General features: G+C 56.2%; 18 protein-coding genes and 1 pseudogene. 7 read left to right on the forward strand and 12 right to left on the reverse strand.

Annotation, left to right across the window (positions count from 1 at the left end; translation table 11 throughout):
* Positions 1-260: 260 nt before the first annotated feature.
* The 3 genes from DMG62_13780 to DMG62_13790 form a co-directional block, all read right to left on the reverse strand.
* On the reverse strand, positions 261-3,989 hold the full coding sequence (locus DMG62_13780; GenBank protein PYY22343.1) for a hypothetical protein: 3,729 nt from the start codon (positions 3,987-3,989) through the stop codon (positions 261-263).
* A 247-nt stretch (positions 3,990-4,236) separates the two neighbouring features.
* Positions 4,237-5,295, reverse strand: coding sequence for a hypothetical protein (locus DMG62_13785; GenBank protein PYY22344.1), 1,059 nt, complete (start codon positions 5,293-5,295; stop codon positions 4,237-4,239).
* The gene (locus DMG62_13790) at positions 5,261-6,115 is read right to left on the reverse strand and encodes a hypothetical protein (protein ID PYY22345.1); all 855 of its coding nucleotides are present in this window, start codon (positions 6,113-6,115) and stop codon (positions 5,261-5,263) included. The genes DMG62_13785 and DMG62_13790 overlap by 35 nt, the downstream gene beginning before the upstream one ends.
* Here DMG62_13790 and DMG62_13795 point away from each other — a divergent pair.
* Positions 6,114-7,415, forward strand: coding sequence for a glucarate dehydratase (locus DMG62_13795; GenBank protein PYY22346.1), 1,302 nt, complete (start codon positions 6,114-6,116; stop codon positions 7,413-7,415). The genes DMG62_13790 and DMG62_13795 overlap by 2 nt on opposite strands.
* A 139-nt stretch (positions 7,416-7,554) precedes the next feature.
* On the opposite strand, the gene DMG62_13800 is transcribed toward DMG62_13795, so the two are convergent.
* From DMG62_13800 to DMG62_13810, 3 genes are read right to left on the reverse strand one after another with little or no spacing between them, the layout of a single operon-like run.
* On the reverse strand, positions 7,555-7,803 hold the full coding sequence (locus tag DMG62_13800; protein ID PYY22347.1) for a hypothetical protein: 249 nt from the start codon (positions 7,801-7,803) through the stop codon (positions 7,555-7,557).
* Positions 7,804-7,831: 28 nt separating this feature from the next.
* Positions 7,832-8,800, reverse strand: coding sequence for an aldo/keto reductase (locus DMG62_13805; protein ID PYY22348.1), 969 nt, complete (start codon positions 8,798-8,800; stop codon positions 7,832-7,834).
* Entirely contained in the window at positions 8,800-9,591 is a 792-nt protein-coding gene (locus DMG62_13810; GenBank protein ID PYY22349.1) for a hypothetical protein, read from the reverse strand. Before DMG62_13810 ends, DMG62_13805 begins: the two co-directional genes overlap by 1 nt.
* A gap of 165 nt (positions 9,592-9,756) precedes the next feature.
* On the opposite strand from DMG62_13810, the gene DMG62_13815 reads away from it, so the two are divergent.
* Positions 9,757-11,013: an MFS transporter gene (locus DMG62_13815; GenBank protein ID PYY22350.1), complete on the forward strand. Its 1,257-nt coding sequence runs from the start codon at positions 9,757-9,759 to the stop codon at positions 11,011-11,013.
* 119 nt (positions 11,014-11,132) lie between these two features.
* Here the strand turns inward: DMG62_13815 and DMG62_13820 are convergent, their stop codons facing one another.
* From DMG62_13820 to DMG62_13830, 3 genes are read right to left on the reverse strand one after another with little or no spacing between them, the layout of a single operon-like run.
* Positions 11,133-12,842 (reverse strand): dihydroxy-acid dehydratase, encoded by a 1,710-nt coding sequence (locus tag DMG62_13820; protein PYY22351.1) that lies wholly within the window; start codon positions 12,840-12,842, stop codon positions 11,133-11,135.
* A gap of 37 nt (positions 12,843-12,879) precedes the next feature.
* On the reverse strand, positions 12,880-14,205 hold the full coding sequence (locus DMG62_13825) for an MFS transporter (protein PYY22352.1): 1,326 nt from the start codon (positions 14,203-14,205) through the stop codon (positions 12,880-12,882).
* Positions 14,202-15,197 (reverse strand): hypothetical protein, encoded by a 996-nt coding sequence (locus tag DMG62_13830; protein PYY22353.1) that lies wholly within the window; start codon positions 15,195-15,197, stop codon positions 14,202-14,204. Before DMG62_13830 ends, DMG62_13825 begins: the two co-directional genes overlap by 4 nt.
* 190 nt (positions 15,198-15,387) lie before the next feature.
* Here DMG62_13830 and garD point away from each other — a divergent pair, with 190 nt between their 5' ends.
* From garD to DMG62_13855, 5 genes are all read left to right on the forward strand, one after another.
* On the forward strand, positions 15,388-16,839 hold the full coding sequence (garD, locus tag DMG62_13835; protein ID PYY22354.1) for a galactarate dehydratase: 1,452 nt from the start codon (positions 15,388-15,390) through the stop codon (positions 16,837-16,839).
* Positions 16,840-16,967: 128 nt separating this feature from the next.
* Positions 16,968-17,645, forward strand: coding sequence for a DNA-binding response regulator (locus DMG62_13840; GenBank protein ID PYY22355.1), 678 nt, complete (start codon positions 16,968-16,970; stop codon positions 17,643-17,645).
* A 9-nt stretch (positions 17,646-17,654) separates the two neighbouring features.
* Positions 17,655-19,418 (forward strand): two-component sensor histidine kinase, encoded by a 1,764-nt coding sequence (locus DMG62_13845; GenBank protein PYY22356.1) that lies wholly within the window; start codon positions 17,655-17,657, stop codon positions 19,416-19,418.
* 46 nt (positions 19,419-19,464) lie between these two features.
* Positions 19,465-21,021: a hypothetical protein gene (locus DMG62_13850; protein PYY22357.1), complete on the forward strand. Its 1,557-nt coding sequence runs from the start codon at positions 19,465-19,467 to the stop codon at positions 21,019-21,021.
* Between the two features lie 5 nt (positions 21,022-21,026).
* Positions 21,027-21,734: a hypothetical protein gene (locus DMG62_13855; protein PYY22358.1), complete on the forward strand. Its 708-nt coding sequence runs from the start codon at positions 21,027-21,029 to the stop codon at positions 21,732-21,734.
* Between the two features lie 31 nt (positions 21,735-21,765).
* Here DMG62_13855 and DMG62_13860 read toward each other — a convergent pair whose 3' ends face one another.
* From DMG62_13860 to DMG62_13870, 3 genes and pseudogenes are all read right to left on the reverse strand, one after another.
* On the reverse strand, positions 21,766-22,254 hold the full coding sequence (locus tag DMG62_13860) for a hypothetical protein (GenBank protein ID PYY22359.1): 489 nt from the start codon (positions 22,252-22,254) through the stop codon (positions 21,766-21,768).
* Positions 22,255-22,466: 212 nt separating this feature from the next.
* Positions 22,467-22,886: a hypothetical protein gene (locus tag DMG62_13865; protein PYY22411.1), complete on the reverse strand. Its 420-nt coding sequence runs from the start codon at positions 22,884-22,886 to the stop codon at positions 22,467-22,469.
* 138 nt (positions 22,887-23,024) lie between these two features.
* Positions 23,025-23,279, reverse strand: a pseudogene (locus DMG62_13870) (hypothetical protein).
* Positions 23,280-23,497 lie beyond the last annotated feature (218 nt).

Here is a 23,497-nt window from a genome sequence, read left to right on the forward strand (position 1 = left end):
CCGCCAACAGAAAAGATTTAGGGAAAGGCACGACTTTAGTCGTGCCGGCAAGAGGCAAGGCTGTTCGTTTTGCGCTTTAGCGCCTGAAGGGGGCTGCCTTACCTTGAGAGAAAACAAGTTACCGCAGCGGCTGAAGCCGAACTAAAAGGAATCTAAGGACGGCACGGCTGAAGCCGATGCCGCTCCCTAAAGCACCGCCTTCGACGCGCAATGGATTTTTGTCGACTTAACCTTGTTCCTGTTTGAAACGTCAACCCCCTTCAGTAGTAAAGCTTCAACGCAAACTGCAACTGCCGTGGAGCGTAGCCCGGAGCCATCTGGTTCACCACGCCAAAATTGGCGCCATCGCTGCTGATGTTTGAGCGCGGCGCTCCCCAGATCGGCGAATTGGTCAAGTTAAATGCTTCTGACCGGAACTCCATTCGAGTTCGTTCCGTAATAGGGAAATTGCGGAAGACGGAGAAGTCGAAATTGGCCCTGCCATCGGAGCGCAAGACATTGCGACTGAAGCTTCCGAAGGTGAACTGCGCCGGGATATTAAAGGCAGAAGTGTTGAACCAGCAGTTCCGAGTTCCCACCGCCGCCCCATTCGGACAAGTACCGGAATTGGGATCGCCCACGAGATTCGCCCGTTCCGATCCGCCGTTCACCGCGCCTACATTCGGGATACTGTTATCTGCGAGCACGTTGTAGAGGGTTCCCGAGTTGAAATTAGCGATGCCATTTACTTGCCAGCCGCCTACGATGGCGTTCAGCACGCGGTTGCCGGCGTCGAACTGCTTTCCCGGGCCGACGGGCAGTTCGTAGACCACATGCGCAGTAAAGATTTGCGGCAAGTCGAATCCCGCCAGCGCTTTTTCTACAGCGAGATTGTAAGGATTCTGTATGGAAGTGCCATTGCTGCCCGCGCTGAACCACTCATCAGAGCCGATGCTCAGCGTCTTCGACCAGGTGTAGGAGAGCAGGAAGCTCAGCCCGTGCGTTGTCTTCTTGTCCACCGAAGCCTGCAGAGCGTCATACCAGGATTTTCCAACACTGGTGTCGTAGTGCGTGACTACCGAATATGGCAGCGGGAAACGCGCTTGCGAGACCAGCGTTGCCGAGCAGGTTGCCGACCGCAGACAGCTCGAAGTCGGGATCTGTCCTGGCCCCGGCGTAAGCGCCTGGTTCCCGTTGATGTTCACGTCGAGTCTGTGACCGCGCGACCCTACATAGTTCACCGTTACAGTGGTATTCGATGGCAACGCCTGCTGCACGCCAAAGTTCCATTGATCGGAGTACGGGTTCTTCAGGTTGGGATCCACAAACCAGTTGTTCTGCTCAAACGGTGTCGGCGCCGGCGTTGTATTTGCGCCTTGCAGCGGATTCTCTGCGAAGACGGTGGGGACGCCGGTCTGATTCGGCGAGACGATCAGCTGATCGGTGCGTGGCCACGTTCCCTGCTGGTTCTGCGCCATCTGAATCACAGCGGCCCAGTTGTCGTAGAAGCGGCCATACCCGGCGCGAAGCACCGAGGAGTTTCGCAGCCGATATGCCACTCCCACTCTCGGTTGAATGTTGTCGTAGGCATTTGGCCAGAAGCGTCCGCCAAGCGGCGAGACAATGGTGTGTGCAGGCAGCGAGCCATCCGAAGTGGGAATACATGGAGGCTTGTTGCCGGTTGTGGCGCAGGAGGGAGGAACGAACTGTAGCTCGTAGTTTCCTGTGCGCAAGTTTAGATTGCCGATGGGAGCGTTCCCGTCCTTAATGCTTCCGTAAGTCGGAATGAAGGTCACATCGTAACGAGCGCCAAGGTTCAGTGTGAGCTTGTCAGTTAGGCGCCATTGATCCTGGAAATAAAATCCATCCACCCACCCACCGTGTTCTGTCTCAAATTCGTTGCGGTAGGTATCCCCTCCCGGAACTCCGAGCAGGAACGAGGCAACGCTGAATCCACCTTTGCCTGAAGAGGTCGCGCTCGCCGTCTGCGCCGAGCCGAAATCGAGGTGGTTCTGGTTAAAGGTTTGCTGAAAGCCGTTGCTGTTGAACTCGGCGCCCATGCTGAAGGTGTGCTTGCTGTGAGTCTTGGTGAAGTTGCCGCGCCATTGATAAATGTCAGCCACTATGGCGGGGCTGGTGCCTTCTTCCGGCGCGGAGTTTCCACTGCTGAATCCGCCGTTCGCAAAGCGAACTCCGTTGAAGTAGCACTTCCTCGGACCGAGCGTATAGCCGCAGGCAAAGCTCTGATCGTAACCACCAGCCTGAATCAGTTGCTGCGAGAAGCTCTCAGAAAGCAGAACAGGATTTACCGAATATCCGTAGTTTCTCCCGAAATGGAGTGACAGGGCGGCGGTTGGACCGAAGGCGTAGTTCCATCCAATTCCCAGCTGATGCGCCCAATAATTGTTGAAGTTCGTCTGACCGAAGATCCCCGGCACATTTCGGGGAGCATTGATATGGCTGAAGCGTCCAAAAATCGAGCTCTTATCGCCAAAATTCTGGTCGATACGGATGTTGTAGCTGTTCGGTTCCTGAGTATTGAGCAGCGTCTTGGCATAGTTTCCGGCCGAACTGTTGGCGTTCGGAGTCAGCGGTCCATATAGGAGCTGCGCCACCTTCTGCATGTTTGGATCGATCAGACCTCCCGGGATGATGTTGCAAGCGGTAGTCCCGGCTGGAGCGGTTGTGGTTCCAGAAGGCGCCTGGAGCTTTGTCCCCGGAATAAGCGCTACTGGCGTGGTAGTCCCTGAGTTGCACAGGAACGGAGTGCGCGCACCTGACGAGGTCGTGCTGTACGGGTTATAGACTTGCGCGAGAGCCTTGCCGGTTGGATCCAGCGTGAAGTCACCGGCGATCTCGGCTGGAGTGGGAATGAACAACAAGTTGGCATTGCCCTCATGGCGCCGAATTCCTTCGTAGCTGCCGAAGAAGAAGGTGTGATTGCGGCCGTTGTAGTGCGGCAGAAGGACTGGGCCGCCGATGTTGGCGCCGAACTGGTTTAGATGAAGCTCGTTAATGCCGGTAAGTGGATTTTTGGCGTCGAGAGCGCTGTTGCGGAAGAACTCCCAGGCCGCTCCGTGAAAGCTATTGGTTCCCGATTTGGTAACCACATTGATCACGCCCCCCAGCACGCCACCGAACTGCGCCTGATCATTGTGCGAGTCCACCTTGAACTCCTGAATGTCATCAAGAATCGGCGGCACCGAATAAGTACTGGCGAAGCTTTCCTGATTGTTCACCTCATCCAGCAGGAACAAATTGCTGCGGTTGGTCTGACCGTTGATCGATGGGAAGGAGAATGACCCAACCGTATTTCCGGCAAACTGCTGGTTGCTGCTGTTTTGCGAGGTGTTAACGGCGCTTACGCCCGGAGTCAGGTTGAGGAGCTGCGTAAAGTTCCTGCCGTTCAGAGGCAGATCGTTTACGGAGCGCCGGTCGATCACCGTTCCCAATTCGGAAGTAGAAGTTTGCAATCCAGTCTCGGCAGCTTCGACCGTAACGCTCTCGACCGCGGATCCGACGTGCAGGCTGAAGTCCAGGGTTGAGGACTGGTTTACCTCCAGCGTGAACTCCGGGTGCGCGACCGTGCTGAATCCGTCTTTGTGAACCGTCAGCGTGTAGCGGCCGGGACTGATGTTCACCAGCACGTACTGTCCTGCGCTGTTGGTGTTCGTCGTGCGCTCTCCATTGGTGGCCACGTTCTTCAGATTGACCGTAGCGCCGGGTATGACCGCGCCGGAAGGATCGCTGACTGTGCCGTTGAGCGAGGCAGTCGCAATTTGGGCTTGAAGCATACCGCCGTTGAGGACCAGAAAGAATGCTGCAGAAAAAATCAGCCGGACCAGAATCCAGCACGGATACTTCGCGGAAAGGCGGCACATCATTGTGACTCCCTCCAGAAAAATCGTTTGGCTGCCGAGTCCCAGCCCATTTGCGCAATTGAGCTGGCGAAAGGTGCGCAGGGCTGTTGACAGTCGCAGAACATACCTAAGAACAATCGTTGAATTCAAGATAAAAAATCTCTATTTCAAATACTGAAATATGCTGAGGCCTGCAAGGAGAACCGGCCGCCCCGGCCGTGTTTTCGTGTGGGACTGCGACGAGCGTGCGATCTTCTGAGAATCAGAGAATTGTGATCTTTGAAAACTTCCTAAGGAACGCAAACAGAAAAACACGGCCGAGGCGGCCGGTTCTCCTTGCTTTCTGAAAGTTTTGAAAATTTTCGAGAAGTAAGGCCTTGGACATGGAGCGGGGTCGTTACTGCCGGTTCTTTGTCTCAGGCGCGCACTGCTTCAGTAGTTCGCGGATCGAGTCGTCCTGGGGAAAGTTTTCATTCGCCTTCTTTAGCACCTGGCACGCCTCGCCCGTTTTCTGGAGGGACGAGTACGTCCTGTTTAACAGCCGATAAAGCTCGGCGTCGTAAGGAATGACTTCGATGCCCTGTCGCAACACTTCAAGCGCGCGCGGCTCCTGGTGAGTTGCGATCAGCATCTTTGCCAACTGCTCGAAATCTGCAGGCTGCGTCATGCCACGCTGCCGAGCACGATCAAGATAGGCGATTGCCGCATTCAGCCCTTCTTGAGTTCTCTGCTGCAGCGACAGGTCGGCTAGCCCTTGCAGCACCGCCACATGATTTGGTTCCGTCTTGTCTAGCTCCTGCGCGAGCCTCCAATACCGCGGCCGGTATTCCGGATGCGAAAGCATGATCTGCCGGTAGGCTTGCAAGAGAGTGAGCGGAGGCACAGCAACTGTTTTTCCCGGCTCTGCGCTCAAGTGAACGAGATCGGGCAGTTGTGGCGTGGTCATCTTGAAGGCGGCATTGGGAAACGGCTCCTGAGGCGTTCGGACCACCCGATGATTTGTGAGCACCGAGTGCGAGATCGCTTTCACATCGCGCTTGGGCATATGGCAGCTAATGCAATTGTCCGCCGGCTTCTGCTTCTGCCGCTCGGCAAGCGGAACGGAGCAGCTTTGCTCCGTGTGGCAGGTCAGGCAGCGCTGGCGGAAGTAATCTGGCGCTTCCGTGGCGGTCGGCTGTGTATGCGGATCATGGCAGGTAATACACCTCAATCTGCCCGCGCTTTGGCGATAGCATTTGCTCAAGCGCATCGAGAGATAGTGTTCGAGCAGATCGTCCTGCGGCGGCGATTGCGCCGTGAATGGCACCATGAAGATGCTTAACGTGCTGTCGAGGGTCGAGCCCGGACGAAAATCGCTGTAGTCCTTGGCTGCGTGAAGTATGCGGGCATCGCCGGTCTGGTGACAGGGAAGGCACACGTTATCAGCCAGCCATGCGGAAAGTCTGGCCGGATTCACGATCGTCTCCCGCGAGGACTGCTTGGGGACGTCCGCTATGGCAACTTGTGCATCCCGGCAAGATTGCACGGCTAAAGCCGTAATCGGCGTACTGATAACCTGGTGACAGCGCCCAGGCATTGACGTTCGAATAAAACGAGAGCGGCGTCTCGAACAGATAATCTGCGCGCTGGACGATACCGCCGAAGCCGTTTGCTCCAGCGCCGATGATCCAATCTACTTTATGCGTCTCGCGGAAGACCTCTTTGCCGTCGGCAGCGACCTCAAACTCGCTTTGATATAGAGCCCCGTCTTTCGTGTATTGCTCAAAATGCCGGTTCAGATGCTGATCGAAAACTGAGGCAGAGGTTGGGATTGTCTTCAGAAGGGCAGCATCCACCTTGACCATGGATCGGCCCATATCGGTCCGCGAGTACTTTTCGTAGATGTCGTTATGACAGAGAGCGCATTCCTGAGAGCCGACGTAAGCATTCGTTGATGGTTTTGCGTGTTCGGGCGCCGGGTTCGACTGGCGCGCCTTGTTCTCGGAACTGGGCTGTGCCACAACTGCGCATAGAAGAACTAATACCGCGATCTGCGCTGCACGGCTAAACGCTCGTTCGAAGTTTCGCTCTGCGCAATGGCGGTGCTTCATGCGAAGTATGATGTGAGTCTTTATATCGCAATTTGGAAATCGGCGAGCGCGCGATGTTGATGGCGCGTGGAGTTGAGGAACTTCATGCAGGAAGGCAAAAGCCACAGCCGGCCGAGCGGGGTTCCCGGCAGACGCCGCGTTTGCGGCTGCTGGGGTGAGACGGCGGCCGGATCCATGGGATCGCATGCGCATCGTTGAGCTGCGGGTTCACTCCATTGCCATCGCTGATCCACCCTTGCGGAGTTCGTATGGACTTCATGCTCCTTATGCTCTCAGGTCCATTCTGGAACTTGAGAGCGAGGATGGAATTGTGGGAATCAGCGAGACTCACGGCGGGGATGCTATCGCACAAGGCTTTCAGCAACTTCGGGAAAAAATCGTTGGCGCAGATGCATATCTCTTAGCCGGGAACCTGCTGCCGATGATCGACGCCAGCGCCTCGGGAGATCGCTCGCAGACGTATTACCTTCCCGGCGAAAATCCACTCGACGCTGCTGCGCGACTTTACTCGGCGATCGAGATCGCCTGTCTTGATCTGATCGGCAAGTCAGTGGCAAAACCCGCTTGTGATCTGCTTGGCGGCCGCGCGCGCAGCGAGGTTCCGTTCTCCGCGTATCCGTTCTATAAGCAGGCCGGCGGGGGCGGCGAAGGCGACGACGCGCGCTCCGACGAATACGGCGAGGCATTAACTCCAAAGCAGTTGGTAGTGCAGGTAAAACTGATGTTTGCGAAGTATGGATTTCGCGAGATCAAGTTCAAGGCGGGAGTGCTCGATCCCGCGGAGGAGATCGAGACCGTGCGCCAGCTTCGCGCAGGATTTGGGCCGAAGGTGCCGATTCGCCTCGATCCGAACTGCGCCTGGTCTGTGGCGACTTCCGTTGAAATTGGAAGAGCGCTACGCGAAGAGCTGGGGAATGGCGGCTATCTCGAAGACCCGACCGCAAACATCTCCGGAATGGCGGCGGTACGAAAGCAACTCGTCTCCGCAGGAGTGGATACTCCATTGGCCAGCAATGTGGCTGTGACCGGCTTTGCCGATCTGCCGGAAGCGATCAAGACTGACGCGGTGCAGGTTGTGCTTTGCGATCCGCACTATTGGGGAGGGATTCAGCAGGTGCAACATCTCGGCAAGCTTTGCCACACCTTTGGCCTGGGATTGTCGATGCATTCCAACTCACACCTTGGCGTGTCGCTCATGGCAATGGCACAGGCGGCTGCCGCGACTCCGCAGCTCACATATGCATGCGATACGCACTATCCGTGGCAGTCAGAAGAAGACGAAGTTGTGGCAGGCGGCCGTGTTCCCATTGTGAACGGCTGCGTGCAGATTCCGGAAAAGCCGGGCTTAGGAGTGGAACTCGATCAGGATCAGCTTGCTCGCGGGCGAGAGCGCTATCGCAAGTGCAAGTACCGCAAGCGGGATGACGAAGCAGAGATGCGAAAGCACGTGGATCCGAATTGGCGAAGGGTCTTGCCCAGGTGGTGACGAAGCAGGGCAAAGGAGAACAGGGCGCAAAGGAGAACAGGGCGCAAAGGAGAACGGGCGCAAAGGAGAACCGGCCGCAAAGGAGAATCGGCGCAAAGGAGAACCGGCCGCCCTCGGCCGTGTTTTCTGCTTTCGGTTCTTAGACGTCCTCCGAGAGCACGTCTTTCAATTCAGGAGATCGCATCCGTGTTAGCAGTCCCCCACGAAAACACGGCCGGGGCGGCCGGTTCTCCTTGCGCGTTCTCGTAGCGTTCTCCTGTGCGTTCTCGTAGCGTTCTCCTGTGCGTTCTCGTAGCGTTCTCCTGTGCATTCTCGTAGCGTTCTCCTGTGCGCTCTTATAGCGTTCTACGTGTGCGTTCTCCTGCGCATTCTCGTGTGCGTTTCTCATTGCATTCCCATTTGCGCTTGGCCTGTACTTATCTGTTGTAAGCAGGAACAGGCCCACGCAACTCATTCCACACGTCATCGCACGCCTTCACGACTTCATCAGGAAGCGGCCCTTCCTTACACGCTGCCAGATTCTCTGCGAGTTGCTCAGGACGCGATGCTCCCAGAATCACGCAGTCGCTCACCGTATGATGCAGCAGCCAGTTCAAAGCGAGACTCACAACGGAACGCCCGGCTTTCTTCGCGATCGACTGCAACTTCTCCACCGCAGCAAAGTCCTCCGGATGCCAGTAGCGGTCCTGGTACAACTTGTTATTGTCGAAGCGTGTGCCGGGTGTGACGGACTGGATGTGATGCTTGCCCGTGAGCAATCCGCCGGCGAGTGGGTTGTAGACGATGTTCGACAGGCCAAAGTGCTTCGTCATGGGAAGCCACTCCTGCTCGATTCCCCGCGCGAGCAGGTTGTACATCGGCTGCGTGATCACTGCGGGTTTGTAGCTCTTCTTCTCGGCAATACACAGCATTTCGGTTTGCTGCCACGCGGCGTAGTTGGAGGTGCCCGCATAACGAATCTTGCCCTGTCCGGCTAGAGACTCCAGCGCCTCCAGTGTTTCCTCAATTGGAACTGCATAATCGGGAAAGTGGAGATAATAAATATCGACATAATCCGTCTGCAGCCGTTTGAGACTCTCATCGATTGCGCGATAGATAGCCCGCTTGGAGAGGCCGCTCTCGTCTAGACCCTCTCCCATTTTGAAGCGAACTTTCGTGGCCAGGATCTGCCTGTCGCGTTTCCCTTTTAAAGCCACCCCCAACATGCTTTCCGCCACGCCAACCTGGTACATATTGGCGGTGTCGAAGAAATTGATTTCTGCTTCGATGCATTGATCGACCATCCGATTGCAGGTCTGCTGATCGGCGGGCTTGCCGAAAGTCATGGTGCCGAAGCACAAGCGGGAAACTCTCAGATCAGTCCGGTTGAGCTGCTTGAAATCCATTAGGCCGAAGTGCTCGCTTTCCGATTTTGAATGGCGGCGGTCGCCTGCTTGAGGATGGATTGGGCTCCGATCCGCAAACAGGCGACATCGTTGCCACAGAAAAGTATGTCCACGCCCTGATCGGCCCAGAACTGCACGTCAGGCAGCGGACTGCCGACTGCAATTAATTTTCCGTGCTGTCTGGCGCTGCGAATGCACGTCTGCGCTGCCGCGACGACTTTTGCGTGAGTCGTCTGGCCCGGGACTCCGAGACTTGAAGACAGATCGGCCGGTCCCAAGAAAATATCAATTCCCGGAATGGCACAGAGTTCATCGGCGCGAGCGACGGCTTCTGCGGTTTCAATCTGGATCATCAAGCTGAGTTCCGCATTCAGCTTCTGCTGCGCCTGGGGCAGGCTCTCGACCATGCCGTAGTCGAGTGCGCGGGGAACGCTGAAGTAACCGCGTGCGCCTTCTGGACGAAAGCGGGCGTGCTGGATGAAGTCATGGACAATCTCCGGCGAATCCGCCATTGGAAGATCGATCATGTCGGGCCCGCACTCCGCCGCTTTCAATACATTCTCGCGGCGGTTGTCAGCAATGCGGATCATCGTCAGCATGCCGCTTCCGGAAGCGATGCGGCAAAGATCGGCGGCTTGCGCAAAGGTGATGAAGGCATGCTCCATTTCGATCCAGAGCACACGAAAGCCGAGCTTAGCCGCGATCTCCACAAAAATTGGATCGTAGAAGTAGGCCGCAATACCCAACAACGGCGCGCCCTGCTCTTTCACCGCTCGCGCGATTCGCGGCATCACTCAGCTCCTGAGATCATGATCGTCGACGCTGAGTGACAAGCAAAGCACGAATTGGTAATGTTCGATGCGCCTGAGATTGTTCGTTTCATTCAGTACAACCTGGCGATTCTTATGAGTAATTGCAGAGGATACAAGATTTAGTCACGAACTTACGTTCCCTAAATGACCGAACAGCGGTGGTTGCGGATTCTCTCTATCTCATTCGTGATGTACACGATCGCCTATATTGATCGCACCAATGTTTCCATGGCGCTGCCTGCGATGAGCGCCGAACTCCACATGGACCCGCGGCAGGCGGGCGACGCCGTGGGAGTTTTCTTCTGGGGATACCTGCTCCTGCAAATGCCCGCCGGATACCTGGCGCAACACTGGAGCGCGAAACGAGTCGTGGGGATTCTTCTGGTCGCGTGGGGCGTGTGCTCCGTCGCGACGGGCCTGGTTCAGTCAGCAGCGCAATTCTGGATGATGAGACTCGTGCTTGGACTGGCAGAAGGAGGAGTTTGGCCTGCGGTCCTTGTTCTGGTCGCGCACTGGTTTCCTCGTGCGGAACGAGCGCGGGCGAATGCTTACTGGATGCTGTGTCTTCCGCTCTCCGTTGTGATTTCGTCTCCGCTCTCCGGGTGGCTGCTTACGCATTGGAACTGGCGGGTGCTCTTGGTGGTCGAAGGCGCTTTGCCGTTCTTGTGGCTCCTCATCTGGTTGAGGACAATCGATGATTTCCCGAAGAAGGCAAAGTGGATCTCTGCCGGGGAGCTGCAGTATCTCGAGCGAACGCTTGCCGCCGAGGCTGCCGATAGCAAGCCTCAGGAGCGAGTCAGCTATCTGGCAGCTCTGCTGTCGCCGCAGGTCTTGATTCTTACCGCGATTTATTTTCTCCGTAACTTTGGCAGTTATGGCTCGCTGTTCTGGCTTCCCACCGCTCTTAACAACACGAGGAAGCTCAGCGATCTGACGTTAGGCAACATAATCACGATTCCATATGTGCTGGCAGCGATCCTGATGGTTGCTGCAGCTAAGAGTTCTGACAGGACTGGCGAGCGGCGCGCTCACATGAGCCTCACGCTGATCGTTTCGGGAGTGTCGTTTTTGGCGGCTCTGGCTACTCAGCGATTCCCGTTCGTGTCATTTACTCTGATCAGTTTGGCAGTAGCGGCGGTGTATGCATCGCTCGGCCCATTTTGGGCATTGCCCACAGAGACGCTGCCGCTCAAGGTCGTTGCTACCGCCATGGGATTGATTAACGCAATTGGAAATCTTGGCGGATATTTCGGTCCGGTGGTCGTCGGACACTTCCTGAAGCAATCCGGCGGCTTTGTTTACGGATTTGGAAGTCTGGGCATCGCGCTGATCATCGCGGCGGCGATGGCTTTCATGCTGCGTCCGGCACAGCCGGCGGTTGCGGCGACGGTGAGTTGTTGAGGTATGTCTAAAGCAAAGGCCGCGACGGCGGCCTGACAAACTGATACAAGGCGGCAGCGTCCTGCAGGCGCCGCAGGCTTCGACTTCGACTTCTTCCTTGTAAAAAGAAGTTCGCTTGCTTAATGGCTGTCGCGCGGCACGTAGGCGCCGCTTCCGCCAGGAAGAAAATCCAGATCGGCGCCGCGGTCCGCCTGCATCACGTGATCGAAGTAGAGTTTGTAATAGCCTCGCTCGAATACGGGCTGAGGTGATTTCCATCGCTCTCGACGGCGTGCGAGCTCATGGTCGGTGACGCTTAATTGCAACCTGCGAGCTTCCACGTCCAAGTCAATCACGTCACCATTTTCAACCAACGCCAATGTGCCGCCCGCAGCGGCTTCGGGTGAGACGTGCAGCACTACGGTGCCGAAGGCCGTGCCGCTCATGCGGGCATCGGAGATGCGCACCATGTCGGTGATTCCCTTCTTCAGAATCTTCGGCGGGAGTGGCATGTTTCCCACTTCGGGCATACCTGGATAGCCACGTGGACCGCAATTCTTTAGTACCAATACTGAATTTTCATCTACATCAAGCTCGGCAGAGTCGATGCGCGCGTAGAAGTCTTCGATGTTGTCGAAGACTACGGCGCGCCCGGTGTGCTTCATCAGCTCCGGTGTCGCGGCGGAGGGTTTGAGGACAGCTCCATTCGGGCACAGATTGCCGCGCAGGACGGCGATCCCGCTATGATCCCGAAATGGATCTTTCGCCGGACGGATGACGTCGCGATCGAAGCACTCGGCATCCCCGACGTTTTCGCCGATCGTCTTGCCATTCACTGTAAGCGCGTCGCGATGGATTAAGTCTCCGAGTTCGCGGATCAGCGCGGGTAGTCCGCCGGCGTAGTAAAAGTCTTCCATCAGGTACTTGCCTGCCGGCATCAGGTTCAACAAACAGGGAACGTTGCGCCCGAGTACATCCCAATCGTGCAGAGTGAGATCAACGCCGATGCGGCCTGCGATGGCGAGAAGATGAATCACCGCATTGGTTGAACCGCCAATCGCACCCACAACGCGAATTGCATTTTCGAATGCTTTGCGGGTGAGGATCTTCGACATGCGCAGATCCTCTTTCACCATTTCCACGATGCGACGGCCAGCGGTATGAGCGAGTGTGTAGCGACGCGAATCCACTGCGGGAATGGCAGCGTTCGCAGGTAATCCCATGCCGAGAGCTTCGACGACGCAGGCCATCGTCGAGGCCGTTCCCATCGTCATGCAGTGACCGGCGGAGCGGCTCATGCCGGACTCAGCGGCCATGAAGTCGCACATGCTCATGGCGCCGCAGCGCACATCTTCGCTGAACCTCCACACATCCGTACCTGAGCCGATGTCTCGTCCGCGGAACTTCCCATTCAACATTGGGCCGCCGGAGAGCATGAGCGCCGGAAGATCGCAACTGGCGGCTCCCATCAGCAGCGCGGGCGTTGTCTTGTCGCATCCGGCAAGCAGAACCACGCCATCAACCGGATTTGCGCGAATCGATTCCTCAACATCCATGCTGACGAGATTGCGGAAGAGCATCGTCGTCGGACGCATCAGCGTCTCGCCCAGCGACATCACGGGAAACTCCAGCGGGAAGCCGCCGGCCTCGTAGACTCCGCGTTTCACGTGATCGGCGATTTTGCGGAAGTGCGCATTGCACGGCGTCAGCTCCGACCAGGTGTTGCAGATCCCGATCACCGGACGTCCATCGAACAAGTGATCAGGCAGACCCTGATTCTTCATCCAGCTTCGGTGAATGAAGCCATCGCGATTTCGTAGACCAAACCAGGCTGCACTGCGCAGCTTCATGAATCCAGATCCTCCACAGCTCTTTCCGCTAATTGTTTTACATCTGAAGAGTCTTTTCTCGCCGCCTCGGCGACACAGCGAGGACAAATCCGGCCGCCGCTACCGCCGAGAGAGAAAGATAAAGTACTCCAGCAGTAAATGAATGCGTAGCCTTGCTCAAGTGACCTACGACATAAGGACCGGCGAACCCACCAAGATTGCCGATAGAATTAATCAAGCCAATCGAGACGGCTGCCGCCGTCCCACAAAGAAAGCTGCTGGGTATGGACCAGAAGCCGGGAAGATAACTATACAGTCCGGCTCCAGCCACACAGAACAGCAGCAGTGGCAGAAAGACTCCCTGCGGCCACAAACTCAGCGCCAGGCCGGTGGCGATCAGGAGCATGCTGATTGCAGTGTGCCAGCGCCGTTCGCCAGTACGGTCCGAGGACCATCCGACCAGCAGCATTGATAAGAGTCCGACAGCGAAAGGCAACGAGGCCATAGTTGAGACGAGAAGATTCGAAAAGCCTGACAATCTCTTCAGGATTGTGGGAAACCAGAAGGTAAATCCGAAGACACTGTTTGCCACGAAAAAATATGCCGTGCACAGAAAAACCACGTTCTTGTGCCGTATCGCCTGCCACAAGCTAACCGGATGATCGGCTCGTTTCGCCTCAATTTCTTTCTGAAGTTCTGAACTGATCCATCCCCGCTCCTCCGGAGAGAGCCACGCAGCCTGATGCGGCCAATCAGTCAAATAGAAGATCGTGATTATTCCAAATAGTACCGCCGGCAGACCTTCGAGGATGAAGAGCCAGCGCCATCCGGCAAGGCCGAACCAATGGATTCCCAAAAGCAATCCCGAAATTGGAGACCCTACCAGGTTGGAAATCGGCTGCGCGACGGTGAATGCGGCCAGCGCTCGCGCACGGTCCTGGGGCCGCACCCAGTGACTCAAATAGACAATAATTCCCGGGAAGAAGCCTGCTTCTGCTACTCCCAAGAGAAACCGAACCCAGTAGAACTGCACCGGAGTACGAATGAACCCTGTACACATCGCGATGATGCCCCAGGAGATCATGATGCGTGCAATCCATTTCCGTGCGCTCCACTTTTCAACGAGTATCGTTCCGGGAATCTCGAGCAACAAATATCCAACAAAGAAGATGCCGGCTCCGAAACCATAGATCTCTGGGCCGAACTTCAGATCGTTGACCATCTCGAGTGCGGCATAGCCGACGTTCACCCTATCCAGGTAGGCGATGATGTACAGGAGCGTCACGTAAGGCAGAATCCGTTTGGCAATTCGACGCCGCGTGCGTCGGATTATTGGGTCAGCCACGACTTCAAGGACCATTTCGGGATGTCGTGAGCTACTCATTCGTCAAAGCCCTTCTGAGAGGCATTGGCCTGAAGGCAGCGCGCCAGCAGAATGCGTTGCATGGCCTTGAGCAAAGCCATCTCAGCCTGCTGCTGGCTGACGAGTGTGGCTTGAATGTTTACTCGAGATAGAGCTGTTTGCCATGCTTCTGAAATTGCCAAGTGTCCAACCAGAGCAACTTGCGTGTGCGTACCAATCAAACCTCGAGCCAGCAAAGCATCCAAATCCGACGCGATGAATGCCCCTACAACAAACGCCAGACGATCTTCGGGGCTGCCCTGATGTGTCAGGTCAAGAAGGCGCGCGCAAAACAAAGCCCGTGCCAGACCCGATTGACGGTGCTCTGCCATGCCGGCTTCGATCCATTCTGGCGACAGTCTTGCTGGTCTTTCGCGAAGCACGGAACCGGCAATAATTGTGTGTAACTGCACCGCATGAATCAACTCGCCAGAAAGTGAAGTGACGCTTGCCCGAATTCTTCCGTTGCCATCCAGTTGAATCGCCTTCCAGTGCGACCCCAGATTCAGCACAACTGCCGGTAATGCCATCGTTCCCAGCGTCACCAGGCCGGCGCAAACAGTTTCCTCTCCTCGCATTATGTCTACCTGGTTGATTGAGGTCGCATCGGGGCACGCAGGACCAGAGCGCACTCCGGGAATGAGAAGGAAAGGAAGATCCGAGATATCAGGGAAGTGACGCCATTGGGCCGCAGCCGCAAGGTCTGAAATTCCCGCCGGAGCCTGAATATGCGGTACTTCTGCGAGTCCTAAATTAGAACCAATCATGCCGGTTGCCACGATGTAGCCGGGTGAATCACAAGGCACCGCTGTTCCTTCAGCCTCGCGGCATGCTTTCCTGATCAGCTCTTCCAAGCCTTTTCGAATTCCTTGTCCACCGTCGCATGTAGCGTCGCGGATTCCTATCTTTTCGCTTATTCTGGCGATAATCCGATCTCCGGACGTAAGCCAAACACGGGTATTCGTAGTGCCCATGTCGATGTACAGAGCGCAAAGAGCGACTTGATCTCCGGTTATATCCACTCCTCGTTCCTTTTCGCGTCCCTGCAATATACGTCAGGAGAAAGAGATTCGTATGGTGAGATAAAACGCCTGTTTTTACGAACACTAGAGACTCATCATGCTGTGTCTCTGCCTGCGCGCTGCGTTGTAAGATGTGCTCGCGATGAGCATTGAGCGAGCGGCGCCGCCGTACCTCCGAGTGCATGAGGTGGATAACGTTGGGATTGTTGTCGACCCGAACGGACTTCGGGCCGGCACGCAACTCCTGAGCGGCCTTACACTGCGCGAGAGCATTCCGCAAGCACACAAAATCGCGCTGGAGGCGGTCGATCCCGGCGCACCTGTGGTTCGTTACGGGCAAACGATTGCTTTCGCTAAGCCGCAGCCTCCACTCACAGGGCAGAGCTTCGAGGGCTTTCGTAATCCGGATGGCAGCGTTGGAACCAAGAACATCCTGGGCATCACCACGACGGTGCAATGTGTCGCGCCTACAGTCGACTACGCTGTTCGGAGAATCAAAAGCGAACTGCTTCCTCGATTCCCAAATGTGGACGACGCCGTTGCGATTACGCACACTTATGGATGCGGAGTCGCGCTTGAAGCTCCAGGCGCGGAGATTCCGATCCGCACACTTCGGCATATTGGTACACACCCCAATCTCGGAGCGGCGCCGCTGGTCGTGAGCCTGGGATGCGAGAAGCTTCAGCCTGACCGTCTGTTCCCCGATCACAACTTCGTACGATTACCCATTTTGGAAAATGATCCTCTTGTAGTCCGCATGCAAGATGAGCACGGGTTTGCCGAAGTGGTTGCCGCGATCCTGCGGGCGGCTGAGAAGCGACTGGAGCAACTGAATCGCCGGCAGCGCGAGACGGTGCCCGCATCAGAGCTGGTTGTCGGCCTGCAATGCGGAGGCAGTGATGCATTTTCAGGCGTAACCTGCAATCCTGCGGTTGGGTTCGCTGCCGATCTTCTTGTGCGTGCCGGCGCGACCGTGATGTTTTCCGAAGTCACCGAAGTACGCGACGCAGTGCATCTGCTCACTCCGCGCGCGGCCAGCAAGCAGGTTGCGCTGGACCTGATCCGCGAGATGCGTTGGTACGACGAGTATCTCGCTCGAGGCGCAACTGATCGAACTGCCAATCCCACGCCGGGCAACAAGCGCGGCGGCCTCGCCAATGTTGTGGAGAAGGCACTGGGATCTATTGCGAAAGCCGGAACATCGGCTCTTGCAGCGGTTGCAACCCATGGAGAGCGCGTCAATACTAAAGGCCTTGTGTTCGCGGCAACGCCGGCCAGCGATTTCATCTGCGGCACGCAACAACTAGCCTCGATGAACGTCCACATCTTCACCACAGGTGAGGGGAGTCCCTATGGACTTGCCATGGTTCCGGTGATCAAAGTCTCGTCTCGCACTGCCCTCGCTGAACGGTGGCCTGACCTCATCGACATCGATGCCGGTCGTATCGCCACCGGGTCCGCGACGATCGAAGATGTGGGATGGCAGATCTTCCAATTCGTTCTTGACGTTGCCAGCGGCCGCAAACGCACTTGGGCCGATCATTGGGGCTTACACAACAGTTTGGCTCCTTTCAACCCAGGTCCAGTGACCTAAACGCCTCTGAAGGTCACTTCCAAGTCCGAGCCGACCGATGTTGGGCCGATTCGCCCCTACCGAATTGTTGCTGTGGGTAGCTGCAGAGTTTAGTTTTCGTACACTATTGCAGGAGATTTCCCTCTTCAATGCAGCGGATTCTGGTGATCGAAGACGATCCAAAGGTCCAGAAATCAATGAGTCGGCTATTTGAGCCCGAGGGATTCGCCGTTGAGATCGCCGGCGACGGGCTTAGCGGTGTACAGGCTTTTTCAGCTCGGCCTGCGAACGTCGTGCTTCTCGATTTGCGGATGCCGGGAATGGGCGGAAGAGACGTGTGTCGCGAGATTAAGCGGCTGTCGACATCCGTTCCGATCATCGTCGTGAGCGCGACCTCCGACGAAACGGATAAAGTGCTCCTGCTGGAACTCGGGGCTGACGACTACGTCACCAAGCCGTTTTCGCCCCGCGAGTTGCTGGCGCGAGTACGGGCCGCGTTGCGTCGCTCGGGAAGGGCGCCACTCGAGGAACGTTTCGTCTTTGGTCAGGTGGACGTCGATTTCACGCGCATGCAACTCTCCCGTTCTGGTGAGCCGATTCCGTTAACGGCGCAGGAATTTAAGGTGCTCAGGTTCATGGTTGAGAATCGTGAGCGCGTAATTTCGCGCGACGAGCTGCTCAACGAGGTTTGGGGATACAGCGATTATCCCAGCACACGAACGGTGGACAACCACATCATGAAACTCCGGCAAAAGCTGGAGGCGGAACCGGCCAATCCGGCGCACTTTCTCACTGTGCACGGAGTTGGATATCGCTTTGTTCCCTAGTACAAATTTGTGACCCTGCGTGCAAAATTCCTGCTTGCCTTGCTGCTGATCTCCGGTGGCCTCACCACCGCGAGCCTGGTGGTCGTCAGGCGTGTGGTCACGAGCCACATACGCGCGCAGATTGTTCAAGACCTGCAGAACTCCGTTGCGACCTTCCAAAACGTACAGCGCCAGCGAGAGAGCACGCTCGCACACTCCGGTGATTTGATAGCCGACCTGCCAATTGTGCGGGCGCTTATGACCACGCAGCACGCAGTCACGATCCAGGACGTTTCCACGGGAATTTGGCGGACTTCGGGCAGTGATTTGCTCGTGCTCGCCGATGCAAATGGAAAAGTAATTGCGATTCAGGCGAATTCGATCGACATTCCGCTCGCCGAAACTCAACAGCAACTGTCGCAATCCATGTCTTCATCGAGCCCCACGCTTTGGTGGAGCTGTGGAAGACATTTGTTTGAGGTTGCCGTCCGCCCAATTTACCTGGGGCCGAAAGAGTTAAACCGAGTAGTTGGTTTTCTGGCGTTAGGCTCCGAGATCGATGAGAAGGTTACCCGCGAATTAAGCGAGGTTGCCGCCAGCGAAGTCGTCTTTCGGGCAGACGATCGGTTTATGCAAACCACTCTGACTGCCATTCAGGAGACAGAGTTGGAGAGAAACCGCTCCGCGGCTTTTGCGGCGGTAAAAGCGCAGCAGATTCAGCTGAACAACGAACGCTTCCTGGCGAGGGAGGTTCAACTTTCCACCGTCCCGGTTGCAGTGCGGCTGACCGTCCTTAAATCGCTCGACCAGTCGAGCTGGTTCATAAGCCACCTCGATCGGGTTCTCGTCCTTCTTGGGGGTATCGCGCTCCTGCTTGGCGCCGGGCTGGTGTGGATCATCTCGCGAACGATTACGCAGCCGCTGAGATCGCTCGTCGCAGGTGTGCGTGCCCTGGGAAAGTCGGACTTCGAGTTTCCGGTGACGCCCTACGGTGGAGACGAGGTTGCACAACTGACGTCAGCGTTCGCAAGAATGCGGGCCGATCTGCAGCAGAGTCAGCGCCAGCTGATTGATAGTGAACGCCTCGCGACCATCGGTCGCATGGCCAGCTCCATATCGCACGACCTGAGACACCACTTATCTGCGATCATTGCGAACGCGGAATTCTTGAGCGATGATCGCCGCAGAAGTTCAGAACGGGAAGAGCTGTACCTGGAGATTCAAACCGCCGTTCATCAGATGAACGAACTGATCGATTCACTGCTGGAGTTTTCCCGGACGCGAGAGTCGCTTCGTCTCAACCCTTCACATCCCGAACAGGCGGTCCGTTCCGCGATCAATACCATCCGTATGCGATCGGAATTCCGTGATATCAGTATCGAAATGGGAGCGAACGGAACTTCAGAAGGAGCCTATGACATCAGGAAGCTGGAAAGGGTATTTCATAACCTGCTGCTGAATGCGTGCGAGGCGGTGTCGCCCAGCACCGGGAAAATCAGCGTCGACCTGCTGGAAAACAGGAACAACATCGAAATCCGCGTTACAGATAACGGACGCGGCATCCCGGACTATCTGCAGCACAGGATCTTTGAGCCGTTCTTCACTCAGGGAAAAGCCAATGGAACCGGATTAGGTTTAACCGTGGCGCAGAAGATCGTTGAGGACCACAGCGGAGACTTGCTTCTTGAAAGCAGCTCCGCAAAAGGAACTACCTTCCTTGTCATGCTGCCACTTGGTCCCAGGAAACCGAGTGTGAGCTTTGGGACCAGCAACACCGCCGCCGTGACCCCGTAGTAAAAAAGTTCTTCTCTTCGCTCATTCAGAAAAGGAGTTCAAGTCTATGGATGCGCAGATTACCCGGCTCTTGATCACTATCCTCCTCGCTTGCGGGACGACTGTGGCTCAACAAGCGCCGCCCGCAAATCCTTCTAATTCAGAAGCGCAATTGGCCAGTGTCGTTCAAGAGCTGCAAAGGCAAATTGCGAGGCTGGAAACCTCGGTTGAGGAGCTGCGCGGCGAAGCGAGTCGCTACCGTGAGGAGACGACAGAACTCAAGCGGCGGCTGGAACTGATCTCGAATGCGGAAGCGCGATCAGAACTTCCACCAGCGGCAGCCGAGACTGCTGCAACGAATCAAGAACCGGATCAGACATCCGGCAGATCGGCGTCTGCAAAATTGTCGAAGCTGGAAGAGCAGTATGAACTGCTTACCGGGAAGGTCGATGATCAATATCAAACCAAAGTGGAGAGCGGATCGAGATATCGCGTTCGCCTCTCCGGCTTGGCGATGCTGAATATGTTCAGCAATCGTGGAGTGCCCTACAGTGTGGACAGTCCCGGCATCGCGCCACCAACAAGTATCTCGTATGGTGGCGGTTCGTTTGCGGGAACGCTGCGGCAATCGCAGCTTGGTGTTGAAGCTTTTGGCCCGGAATGGGCAGGGGCTCGGGTTTCGGGGGACCTCAGATTCGATTTTGCAGGTGGATTTCCCAATACGGCAGATGGGGCTACATTCGGCCTTATGCGCCTGCGCACGGGAAACGTGCGCCTGAATTGGTCGCGCACTTCGTTGAGCGCCGGACAGGATTCCCCATTATTCTCGCCGCTGTCGCCGACATCGCTCATTTCACTCGCGCAACCCGAATTCTCCTACAGCGGAAATCTTTGGACCTGGACGCCACAAATCCAGGTACAGCACTGGTTCGACTTGCCAGATTCGCAACGACTAACACTGGCTGCGAGTGTGCTTGATGCACTCACTGGAGAGCCCCCAAGCTCACAGTTCGAGCGCTTGCCTCAAGCCGGCGAAGCTTCAAGGCAGCCTGGGTACGCGGCCCGCATTGGTTGGTCACGATCGGTCGATGAAGACCGGCCGCTCTCAATTGGCGCAAGCGGGTACTTCAACCGCCAGAATTGGGGAGCAAATCACGGGGTTGATGGCTGGGCCGCGACTTCCGACTGGCAGGTTCCTCTGGTTCGCCGCCTCAGTATCAAGGGTGAGTTCTATCGCGGACGTGCCCTCGGAGGTTTCGGCGGAGGCTCAGGAACGAGTGTTCTTTCAACCGATGCTCTGCAAAACAGATTGGCAATTGTCCGTGGATTAGACACGATTGGGGGATGGGCGCAGGCAAGCTATCAGGCGAGCCCGGTCGTACAGTTCAACGGCGGCTTTGGTCTGGACAATCCGTTTTCAAATGAACTGCGGTCCGTCACGGCAGTACAGAGCCTTTTTTATCCAAGACTCGGGCGCAATCGAAGCGCGATGGCCAGCTTGATTTACAGACCGCGTTCAGACCTGCTCTTCTCGCTCGAGTATCGTCATATTGCCGCGTCGAGACCAGGGCAAGAAACGGCATCCGTGGAGAATATCGGCATGGGGATAGGGCTGCTGTTCTGATTTACATGATTCGAAGCAAAGTCTTCGTTCTTGTTCTTGTGCTTGCAACCTGCGCCTCGTCGTCGGCTCGTCTTGAAGCCGCCGATGTTATAGGAAGGGTGCAGGTCGGATCGGACAAGAATGAGGACACGTCAGGGATAGTGATTTCGTTAACGCCGCTGAACGGAGCGCAGGCTGCATCCCTGAAACAACCGCCGATCCATACAGTGCTCAGGCAAAAGAACAAGACTTTTTCTCCGCACCTGCTCGTCATTCCTCCAGGGTCGACGGTCGAGTTCCCGAATCGGGATCCATTTTTTCATAATGTATTTTCTTTGTTCGAAGGAAAGAGATTCGATCTCGGGCTTTATGAATCCGGGACTAGCCGCTCGGTGAAGTTTGATCGTCCTGGGGTGAGCTACATTTTCTGCAACATTCATCCACAGATGAACGCCATCGTCATTTCCCTCGATACCCCGTACTACTCGCTGGCGGAGAATTCAGGCTCAGTGAGAATTGCCAAGGTTAAGCCCGGGGAATATCTCCTGCAGATCTGGGCAGAGGGATTGAGCAGCGATGAGATGGGAAAACTCTCTCGTCGCATTACAGTTTCAGATGAGCCGGTCCAGCTCGGGGTGATTCAAGTGCCTTCGATCGAGAAACTGGCGCAGCACAAGAATAAATACGGTCGCGAGTATGACCCGGCTGCGAGCTCTACCTACGACCCGCATTAGCGGCGCGTGGGTATCAGTATCTGGCAAACCTCTAAGCGAGGGCTCGCAAAGAGTTCTGAGCCTCCTTGTGCTTGCGGCTAACGATCAACTCTCTTCCGATGCGCAGCGTGAGCAGGCTGTCGCCGCGCCGGATGGGGCGGCAGTTCTTTACGTAATTAAGGTTCACGATCGTGCAGCGATGGATCTTCACGAAATTTGCCGGGCTGAGGCGATTGTGGAACTGTTTCAGCGTGGAGCGAACCCGATAACTCAATCCAGCGGCATGTATTTCGATGTAGTTAGCTGCAGATTTGATGAATTCGATGTCCGAGGCGGGCAGTGATACGAGTCTGCCCTTACACACAATTCTGACCAGCGATGTGGCATCTGGGTTGCCTTGACGCAACTGCTTAGATTTGTCAGATGGAGCAAAGTTTTGAGCGAACGTCCGATCGTCCGCGCGGTTGGTCAGAACGGCGCCCAGGTTCCTCTGTTCGGAAACACCGGAAACATCGAATCGAGTGATTTTGAGTGGCTGCATGTGAAGAGGACTCCCCTGAACTGCCTATCACCATAGCCGCACTCAAAATTCGGTTTGTCACCGAAATGTCTACAGAATGTAAAGATTTCGGAGTGGAAGGCCTGCGCCTTAGGAACGCGAAGGCGATCCGTTCTGAGCAAATGTGATTCGGATCGGAAGAGGTTGCGGAGACCAGGCGTCAGTCTCCGCATGAAATTGTGAGAGGACGCGAGTTATCGGCGGATTCCAACCTCGAACTCGCCGCGGCATCCATGATCCACCCAGACGCCTTCCCGGTCATAACCCCAGCTATAACCGAGTCGACATGATGATTCGCTGATTTGCCGAACCAGCTTGACTCCACCTCGGGTATCGACTGGACAGCCCTGGCGTGTGCCGACATCAGAGGAGCATCGCATCGTGCCTACATAGGCGGGAGATCCTCCACCACCGGCGAAGGTTGTGCGGCGGCCAGTCAGTTGGAAGTCAGCCCGGCATCCATGGTCAACCCACAGACCACGACGGTCATAGTCCCAGCTGTAACCCTCACGGCAGGGAGAGCCGCTGCGTTGCCTGGTCATCGTGACCTTACCCTGAATGTCGCTCTCGCAGTAGTGTCGTTCACCATCATTCGAAGAGCACGTAAGCTGCATGGTTTCGTCAGGGCGCCGCCAATCATTGCGGTAGCGATCCTGATCTCGGTAGCGATCCTGATCTCGGTCGCGATCCCGATCTCTGTCACGGTCGTGATCTCGATCCCCATCCCGATCGTGATCGCGGACTGATGAGGGAGTATTGACGAGAAAATCCGCGCGGCATCCGCGGTCGACCCAAACCCCGTTTTGATCGAATCCCCAAGTCGTACCCTGAGTGCATACTGACTTGCTGCGCTGCCGCTGCAGGCTGACGCCTGCGCGCGTATCGGCCGCGCAATAATGCCGGCGACCATCTTCCGAGGCACAGGTCAGAGAGTATTGGGCAAAGCCGTGCTCGCTCAGCGCAGCCAGCAGGCAAAGGACAAGAGGCGAAAGAACTTTTCGAAACATAATCGGCTCATGGTGGCATGCTTTTACGCCGGCCGATAGTACATGCAAGTGCGTTGGGTAAACATGAACAAAAGTAACCGACCTAAGTTCGGTACATTGGGCTGATCCGGGGTGGCCGCGCCTCACATGTTGATTATGGAGAGGTTCTAGCCCGGTTTCCCACCGCAAAGCGGCTTTCCCACAGCTTACTCACAGAGCCAGCTCTTCTTTCTTGTACC

The sequence above is a fragment of the Acidobacteriota bacterium genome (genome assembly GCA_003225175.1).
GTDB lineage: Bacteria > Acidobacteriota > Terriglobia > Terriglobales > Acidobacteriaceae > Gp1-AA112.

Coding starts and splice junctions, on each gene's coding strand:
- DMG62_13795 (PYY22346.1), top strand. CDS start 6,114: ATGCGCATCGTTGAGCTGCGGGTTCACTCCATTGCCATCGCTGATCCA.
- DMG62_13790 (PYY22345.1), bottom strand. CDS start 6,115: ATGCGATCCCATGGATCCGGCCGCCGTCTCACCCCAGCAGCCGCAAAC.
- DMG62_13800 (PYY22347.1), bottom strand. CDS start 7,803: ATGAGAAACGCACACGAGAATGCGCAGGAGAACGCACACGTAGAACGC.
- DMG62_13805 (PYY22348.1), bottom strand. CDS start 8,800: ATGGATTTCAAGCAGCTCAACCGGACTGATCTGAGAGTTTCCCGCTTG.
- DMG62_13810 (PYY22349.1), bottom strand. CDS start 9,591: ATGCCGCGAATCGCGCGAGCGGTGAAAGAGCAGGGCGCGCCGTTGTTG.
- DMG62_13815 (PYY22350.1), top strand. CDS start 9,757: ATGACCGAACAGCGGTGGTTGCGGATTCTCTCTATCTCATTCGTGATG.
- DMG62_13820 (PYY22351.1), bottom strand. CDS start 12,842: ATGAAGCTGCGCAGTGCAGCCTGGTTTGGTCTACGAAATCGCGATGGC.
- DMG62_13825 (PYY22352.1), bottom strand. CDS start 14,205: ATGAGTAGCTCACGACATCCCGAAATGGTCCTTGAAGTCGTGGCTGAC.
- DMG62_13830 (PYY22353.1), bottom strand. CDS start 15,197: ATGGGCACTACGAATACCCGTGTTTGGCTTACGTCCGGAGATCGGATT.
- garD (PYY22354.1), top strand. CDS start 15,388: ATGAGCATTGAGCGAGCGGCGCCGCCGTACCTCCGAGTGCATGAGGTG.
- DMG62_13840 (PYY22355.1), top strand. CDS start 16,968: ATGCAGCGGATTCTGGTGATCGAAGACGATCCAAAGGTCCAGAAATCA.
- DMG62_13850 (PYY22357.1), top strand. CDS start 19,465: ATGGATGCGCAGATTACCCGGCTCTTGATCACTATCCTCCTCGCTTGC.
- DMG62_13855 (PYY22358.1), top strand. CDS start 21,027: ATGATTCGAAGCAAAGTCTTCGTTCTTGTTCTTGTGCTTGCAACCTGC.
- DMG62_13860 (PYY22359.1), bottom strand. CDS start 22,254: ATGCAGCCACTCAAAATCACTCGATTCGATGTTTCCGGTGTTTCCGAA.
- DMG62_13865 (PYY22411.1), bottom strand. CDS start 22,886: ATGCAGCTTACGTGCTCTTCGAATGATGGTGAACGACACTACTGCGAG.